The following is a 6,958-nucleotide window of genomic DNA, read 5'->3' on the forward strand; positions in this document are numbered from 1 at the left end:
AATGGCGGATTTATTCCGATATACCGGAGATCAGGCGTCTTGCACCACCAAAAAGGCACGCACCGGCCCAGCGGTCGCGCGGATCGCATGGGGCACGTCGGCGGCATAGCGGGCCGTGTCTCCGGCCTGCAACTGCTCTGTCCCCACACCGCTGGTCACTTCGACTGCCCCCTCGAAAACGCTCAGATGCTCGCGCGCGCCGCGGGTATGCGGCGCACTGTCGAGCATGCCACCTTCGGCGATGAGCAGTTCGTAAACCTCGTGATGCCCGGCCTCTTCGGGCGGGGACAAGATGCGGATCCGGCAGCCTGACCCAAGGTTGCTGATCGTCGGCACGGCGGCGCTGCGCAGCACTTCGATCTGAGCCTCTGTCGGCGCACCATCCAAAAGCCCGGCGAAATCCACCTGCAAGGCGCGCGTGAGGTTCCACAGCGTGGCGATCGTAGGGCTCGATTCGCCGCGCTCGATCTGGCTCACCATGGAGCGCGACACGCCCGAAAGCTTGGCCACCGCATCAAGCGAAAGCCCCTGCCCCTGTCGTGCCGCTTTCAAGCGGGCGGGCAGCTGTGTCAGGATCTTGTCTGTGTTGTCCGTCATGACGGATATGTCGCGCGGCGCCCCGCCCCTGTCAAGCCGCGCTTTGACGGGACGTTTCCACTGACTTTGCCCCGCCCCCGGCCCATAGTGCTGGCAACGACCAAAGGAGAGTTTCATGTCAGACGATATCGTCATCCTGAGCGGTGCGCGCAGCGCCATCGGCACTTTCGGCGGCAGCCTTGCCGGCACCCCACCCACCAAGCTTGGCAGCACCGTCGCGGCAGCGGCGATGGAGCGTGCGGGCGTCAGCCCTGACCAGATCGGCCATGTGGTGTTTGGCACCGTCATCAACACCGAGCCGCGCGACATGTACCTCAGCCGCGTCGCCGCGCGCGATGCGGGCGTGCCGGATGAAGTGCCCGCGATGAACGTGAACCGCCTGTGCGGTTCGGGCGTGCAGGCGCTGGTCTCGGCGGCCCAAAGCCTGATGCTGGGCGATGCGGATTTCGCCCTTGCTGGCGGAGCCGAGAGCATGTCGCGCGCGCCTTACATTCTGCCCGATGCCCGCTGGGGCCAGAAAATGGGCGATGTTCGCAGCCTCGACATGCTTTTGGGCACGCTGAACTGCCCCTTCGGCACCGGCCACATGGGGGTCACGGCCGAGAATGTCGCGGATGAACATACCATCACCCGCGAGGAGATGGACGCCTTTGCCCTGCAAAGCCAAGAACGCGCAGCGGCGGCCATCGCGGCGGGGCATTTCAAGGATCAAATCGTGCCGGTCGACGTAAAGGTCAAGCGCGACATGGTGCCCTTTGACACCGATGAACACCCCAAGGCCACCACGGCCGAGGCACTGGCCGGGCTGCGCCCCGTATTCCAGAAGGACGGGCGCGTCACAGCGGGCAATGCCAGCGGTATCAACGACGGTGCCGCGGCGCTGGTGCTGGCCCGCGCCGGGGCAGCCGAGGCCGCCGGGCTCACGCCCCGTGCGCGCATCCTTGGCTACGCCCATGCCGGTGTGCGCCCCGAAGTCATGGGCATCGGCCCGGTTCCCGCTGTCCGCCGCCTGCTGGAGCGCACCGGCCTGAAGGCCGATGATTTCGATGTGATCGAAAGCAACGAGGCCTTCGCCAGCCAAGCGCTGGCGGTGAGCAAGGAGTTGGGATTCGACCCGGCAAAAGTGAACCCCAACGGCGGGGCCATCGCCCTTGGCCACCCGGTCGGCGCGACCGGGGCGATCATCACCGTGAAAGCGCTTTATGAGTTGGAGCGGATTGGCGGCAAGCGCGCGTTGATCACCATGTGCATCGGCGGCGGGCAAGGCATCGCCATGGCCATCGAACGTATTGCCTGAATGGCGGGGGCCTCCGCGGCCCCCTGCCCTAAAGCAGCGCGCCGATCAGGGCGATTGTGGTGGCCCCGGCAATGCCGGACATCACCGCAGTCGCCGCGATGTAGCGCCAGAACCGCGGGCGGCGCTCTGGCTGCTCCTCGGCCTGACGGTTCAGCGCCTGTTCGACCAGCCCCGGCAAACGCGGACCAAAGCGGGCCATGACCATCGCCGTGTCGCGCAGATCAGAAACGATCGCGCGCGGCCCTAGCGACTTGGTGATGTAATCGGTCACAATCGGGCTCGCGACTTCCCAGATGTTGATATGCGGGTTGAGCGAGCGGGCCACGCCCTCGACCACGACCATCGTGCGTTGCAGCAAGATCAGCTCGGTCCGGGTTTCCATGCCGAAACGCTCAGTCACTTCAAAGAGGTAGGTCAGCAGCCGCGCCATGGAGATGCGGGTGGCATCCATGCCGAAAATCGGCTCGCCCACCGCGCGCAGGGCGCGGGCGAATTCATCGACATCCTTGTCGGCAGGCACATAACCCGCCTCAAAATGCACCTTGGCCACGCGCTCGTAATCGCGGCGGATAAAGCCATAGAGGATCTCGGCATAGACGCGGCGGGTATAGCTGTCGATATGACCCATGATGCCGAAGTCATAGGCGATGATATCGCCATTGGCCGCGACCTTGAGGTTGCCTTGGTGCATGTCGGCGTGAAAATAACCGTCGCGCAGGGCGTGTTGCAAAAAGAGTTGCAGCACCCGTTCCGACAGCCCTACCCGGTCGTGACCCGCCGCATCCAGCGCGGCGTTGTCGCCCAGCGGCAGACCATCGGCCCAGCCCAGCGTCATCACGCGGCGGCCCGAATAATTCCATTTGATCTCAGGCAGTTGAAATCCGGTGTCATCTTTGGTGTTGGCGGCAAACTCCGACGCGGCAGAGCTTTCCAGCCGCAGGTCCAACTCCCCCCGCACAACGCCGTCGAAATGCTCGATCACCTCCATCGGGCGCAAGCGGCGCGATCCGGGAGAGAAGATTTCGGCCATGCGGGCGGCAAGATAGAAAGCGTCGATGTCCTTGCGGAAGGCTTTTTCGATGCCGGGGCGCAGGACTTTGACGGCGACCTCTTCGCCGGTCTCGGCCAGTCGTGCATGGTGGACCTGCGCGATAGAGGCCGCGGCGACGGGTTCGCTGAACTCAGAGAAAATCGCGCTGACCGGCTCACCCAACTCCTGCTCGACCGCCCTGCGGGCCAGCGCCGTGTCAAAAGGCGGCAGCTTGTCTTGCAAGACACGCAGTTGCACAGCCAGATCATCCCCAACCACGTCGGGCCGGGTCGAAAGCACCTGACCGAATTTGATGTAGGCCGGGCCAAGCGCGGTCAGCGCGCGGGTGGCGGGCGGCATGGTCGGGTCGCCTTTGTAGCCCAGCCATTTGAACGGCAGGCCAAGCGCGCGGGCCACGAAACGCAGCGCCGGGGAAGCATCGAAAGCATCCAGCACCACATTCATCGCGCCCGCGCGTTCCAACGTCGCGCCGGTGCGGATCAGCCGCCAAATGTTGTGAGGTCCGCGCATCAGAGTTTCCAGCCCGAATGCAGCGCCGCGATGCCCATGCTCAGGTTGCGGTATTTGGCCTGCCCGAAACCGGCCGTGCGTACCATCGACAGAAACGTTTCCTGATCGGGGAAATTGCGGATCGATTCGACCAGATACTGATAGCTGTCGCGGTCGCCCGCGATGGCCTGCCCCATGCGCGGGATCACGTTGAAACTGTAAAGGTCATAGGCTTTTTGCATCGCCGGGTTGGGCAGCTGGCTGAACTCTAACACCATCAGACGGCCACCGGGGCGCAGCACGCGGTACGCTTCGTTCAGCGCCTCTTGGGGGCGGGTCACGTTCCGGATGCCAAAGCTGATTGTATAGACATCAAAGGTGTTGTCGGGAAACGGCAGTGACATGGCATCGCCCACCACCCAATCAAGGCTGCCGGTCAGGCTGTCGGCCTCGGCGCGTTTGCGGCCTTCGACCAACATCGGCTCGGTGAGGTCGAGCACCGTCGCATGACCGTGGCCCGCGCGGCCCAGAAACTTGAACGACACATCGCCCGTGCCACCCGCCACATCCAGCAACTTCTGACCGGGGCGCGGGGCGAGCCAATCCATCATCGCTTCTTTCCAGACGCGGTGGATGCCCATGCTCATCACATCGTTCATGATGTCGTATTTGCTGGCGACGGAGTTGAACACACCCTGCACCCGACCTGCTTTTTCATGCTCGGGTACGGTCTCGAACCCGAAATGGGTGGTTTTGTCGGCGTCCTGGGTCATCTGCTCTTGCGATCCTCTGGTTCAGTCCCTTGTTATAGGGTGCCGTAGGCTGGGGACAATGCGTGCCTTTTGTCACAGGCAAGCCAGAGGGGAAACCGAGATGCCGGAACTGCCAGAGGTCGAAACCGTCCGCCGGGGGCTGGCCCCCGCGATGGAGGGGCAAGTGATCGCCCGGGCCGAGGTCAACCGCCCCGATCTGCGCTGGCCCTTCCCCGAACGGATGGCAGAGCGGCTGACTGGGCAGCGGGTCGGGCTGCTGCGACGACGGTCGAAATACATCCTCGCCGATCTGGAGGGTGGGGAATCGCTGTTGGTGCATTTGGGCATGTCCGGGCGGATGCTCGTCTCGGGCGACCCGTTGGGACAGTTTCAGCACAACCACCCCGCCCCGGAGAAACATGACCACGTCGTGTTGCATATGGGTAACGGTGCGCGGATCACCTTTAACGACCCGCGCCGTTTTGGCGCGATGGATCTGATGCCCACGGCGGGGGCCGAAACGCATAAACTGCTGGCCTCGCTCGGGCCGGAACCCTTGGGCAATGACTTTCACGAAGCGCATCTGGTGGCCGCGCTGAAAGGGCGCAACACACCGATCAAATCCGCCTTGCTGGATCAGCGGGTCGTGGCGGGTTTGGGAAATATCTACGTCTGCGAAGCACTTTACCGCGCAGGGATTCACCCCGCCCGCAAGGCCGGGCGCATCTCGACCACGCGGATCGCCGGGCTGGTGCCGATCATCCGCGAGGTGCTGGCCGATGCCATCACGGCGGGGGGATCCTCGCTCAAGGACTTCCGGCAGGCGGACGGCGAATTGGGCTATTTCCAGCACAGCTTCGATGTCTACGGACGAGAGGGGCAACCCTGCCGCCGACCGGGCTGCGACGGCACCATTGGGCGCATCGTACAAAGCGGACGGTCTTCCTTCTATTGTCCGCGCTGCCAAAGATAACTTGAAACATGGGGGTGCCGTGGTATGCACATTCCCCTGAGCGCAACAACAAAGAGCATTCTTGATGGCTTACGAAACGATCACCGTGGACGTGGACAACCATGTGGCCCTGATCACCCTCAACCGCCCGGATGCGCTGAACGCGCTCAACGACGCGTTGCTGGGTGAATTGGCCAAAGCGCTGAAAGGCGCACAGGAAAACGACAAGGTGCGTTGCATCGTCATCACCGGGTCGGAAAAGGCATTCGCTGCCGGGGCCGACATCGCGATGATGCGCGATCAAAGCTTTGTTGACGTCTTCATGGGTGATCTCTTCACGCCCGAGACCGATCAAATCCTGCGCGTGCGCAAGCCGATCATCGCAGCCGTGTCGGGCTATGCCTTGGGCGGTGGCTGCGAATTGGCGATGATGTGCGATTTCATCATCTGTTCGGAAAGCGCCAAGTTCGGCCAGCCTGAGATCAACCTTGGTGTCGTGGCAGGCATCGGCGGCACCCAGCGTCTGACGCGCCTTGTGGGCAAGTCCAAAGCGATGGACATGAACCTGACGGGCCGTTTCATGGATGCCGAAGAAGCCGAACGCTCGGGCCTTGTGTCGCGCGTTGTGCCGGTCAAAAAGCTGATGGAAGAAGCCATGGCCGCCGCTGGCAAGATTGCCGAAAAATCCATGATCTCGGCCACCGTGGTCAAGGAATGCGTGAACCGCGCCTATGAGGTGCCGCTGAGCGAAGGCCTGTTGTTCGAGCGCCGCATGTTCCATTCGCTGTTCAACACCGAAGACCAGAAAGAAGGCATGTCGGCCTTTCTTGAAAAGCGCGAAGCGCAGTTCCGCGACAAATAAGCGATTCTATGGGCGCGGCTTGCATTGCCGCGCCTGCTGTCTTATAGGCAGCCCCAATACATGCGCGTGCAGCCCGCTCTGGCTAGAATCACCTGCCCTTTTGGGGCCCGGATTTCCGGTAGGGTTGGCGTCACGCATTGCTACGCAACAAAATGAACCCGAAGGCTGATACTCATGGCAAACACAACACAATCCGCAAAGCGCGCACGTCAAAACGAGAAACGTTTTGCGATCAATAAAGCCCGTCGTTCGCGCATCCGCACCTACCTGCGCAAAGTCGAAGAGGCGATCACCTCCGGTGATAAAGAAGCCGCAACCGCCGCTTTGAAAGTCGCCCAGCCCGAGCTGATGCGCGGCGTCACCAAAGGCGTTTTCCACAAAAACACCGCTTCGCGCAAAATGTCGCGTCTGTCCGCACGGGTCAAAGCACTGGGTTAATACGGCTCCACAGCCAACCCTTTGAAAGACAAGAGGCGCCGCATTGCGGCGCCTTTTTTCGTGCGGGTGCAGCGAAAAAAACACGCCAGAGATTCTTTTCAGGCAATCTCTGAGTCAAGATGGAAGATATGTTGAAGCGGACCGGAAACACTTGCTACCAAAGGTCCAGCGATTCATTTCGCTTGGGGGGACAGGCCCTGAACAAGGTGTCAGCCGACTGGCAGAATGCCAAGTTCAGGGGGGTGCAAGTGACCGTGTAAAAACGGCCCCGCGCACTGTCGTGAATGCTGCTGCCAGCACGTTTACCCTGTCGATGAGAACACGAACGGTTCGTTCAGCGCCTCTTGCGCCGGTTTACGGCGCATCAGGCTTATGGGCTTGCCATTCTTTTAAAGTCCGAAGGACACAGGTCGGTCATCCGCGTGGGACCGGGTGGATGACCTGTTGCCGGGTGAAACAATATTGAGGGCCGGGATCCACTCGGCCTCTGTGCGAAAAGCAAAGCGGGACGTAAGGCACG

The 6,958-nt window shown here is 62.2% G+C and carries 7 protein-coding genes; 4 read left to right on the forward strand and 3 right to left on the reverse strand.

Features of this window, described 5'->3' with window-relative positions; translation table 11 throughout:
* Positions 1-30: 30 nt before the first annotated feature.
* On the reverse strand, positions 31-597 hold the full coding sequence (locus K3762_RS17265) for a helix-turn-helix domain-containing protein (RefSeq protein ID WP_132443918.1): 567 nt from the start codon (positions 595-597) through the stop codon (positions 31-33).
* Between the two features lie 115 nt (positions 598-712).
* Between K3762_RS17265 and K3762_RS17270 the strand changes: the two genes are divergently transcribed.
* A complete protein-coding gene (locus K3762_RS17270) occupies positions 713-1,894 on the forward strand; it encodes an acetyl-CoA C-acyltransferase family protein (protein WP_260010744.1) in 1,182 nt (393 codons plus the stop codon).
* A 28-nt stretch (positions 1,895-1,922) separates the two neighbouring features.
* On the opposite strand, the gene ubiB is transcribed toward K3762_RS17270, so the two are convergent.
* Positions 1,923-3,455, reverse strand: coding sequence for a 2-polyprenylphenol 6-hydroxylase (gene ubiB / locus K3762_RS17275; protein WP_132443919.1), 1,533 nt, complete (start codon positions 3,453-3,455; stop codon positions 1,923-1,925).
* Positions 3,455-4,207: a bifunctional demethylmenaquinone methyltransferase/2-methoxy-6-polyprenyl-1,4-benzoquinol methylase UbiE gene (gene ubiE / locus K3762_RS17280; protein WP_132443920.1), complete on the reverse strand. Its 753-nt coding sequence runs from the start codon at positions 4,205-4,207 to the stop codon at positions 3,455-3,457. Before ubiE ends, ubiB begins: the two co-directional genes overlap by 1 nt.
* 100 nt (positions 4,208-4,307) lie before the next feature.
* Here ubiE and mutM point away from each other — a divergent pair, with 100 nt between their 5' ends.
* From mutM to rpsT, 3 genes are all read left to right on the forward strand, one after another.
* A complete protein-coding gene (gene mutM, locus K3762_RS17285; protein ID WP_132443921.1) occupies positions 4,308-5,159 on the forward strand; it encodes a bifunctional DNA-formamidopyrimidine glycosylase/DNA-(apurinic or apyrimidinic site) lyase in 852 nt (283 codons plus the stop codon).
* Positions 5,160-5,223: 64 nt separating this feature from the next.
* Positions 5,224-6,000, forward strand: coding sequence for an enoyl-CoA hydratase (locus tag K3762_RS17290; RefSeq protein ID WP_067622966.1), 777 nt, complete (start codon positions 5,224-5,226; stop codon positions 5,998-6,000).
* Positions 6,001-6,174: 174 nt separating this feature from the next.
* A complete protein-coding gene (gene rpsT / locus K3762_RS17295) occupies positions 6,175-6,438 on the forward strand; it encodes a 30S ribosomal protein S20 (protein ID WP_120352099.1) in 264 nt (87 codons plus the stop codon).
* The last annotated feature ends 520 nt before the right edge of the window (positions 6,439-6,958 follow it).

Origin of the sequence: Sulfitobacter sp. W074 (assembly GCF_025142275.1) — a bacterium.
Classification (GTDB): Bacteria; Pseudomonadota; Alphaproteobacteria; order Rhodobacterales; family Rhodobacteraceae; genus Sulfitobacter; species Sulfitobacter profundi.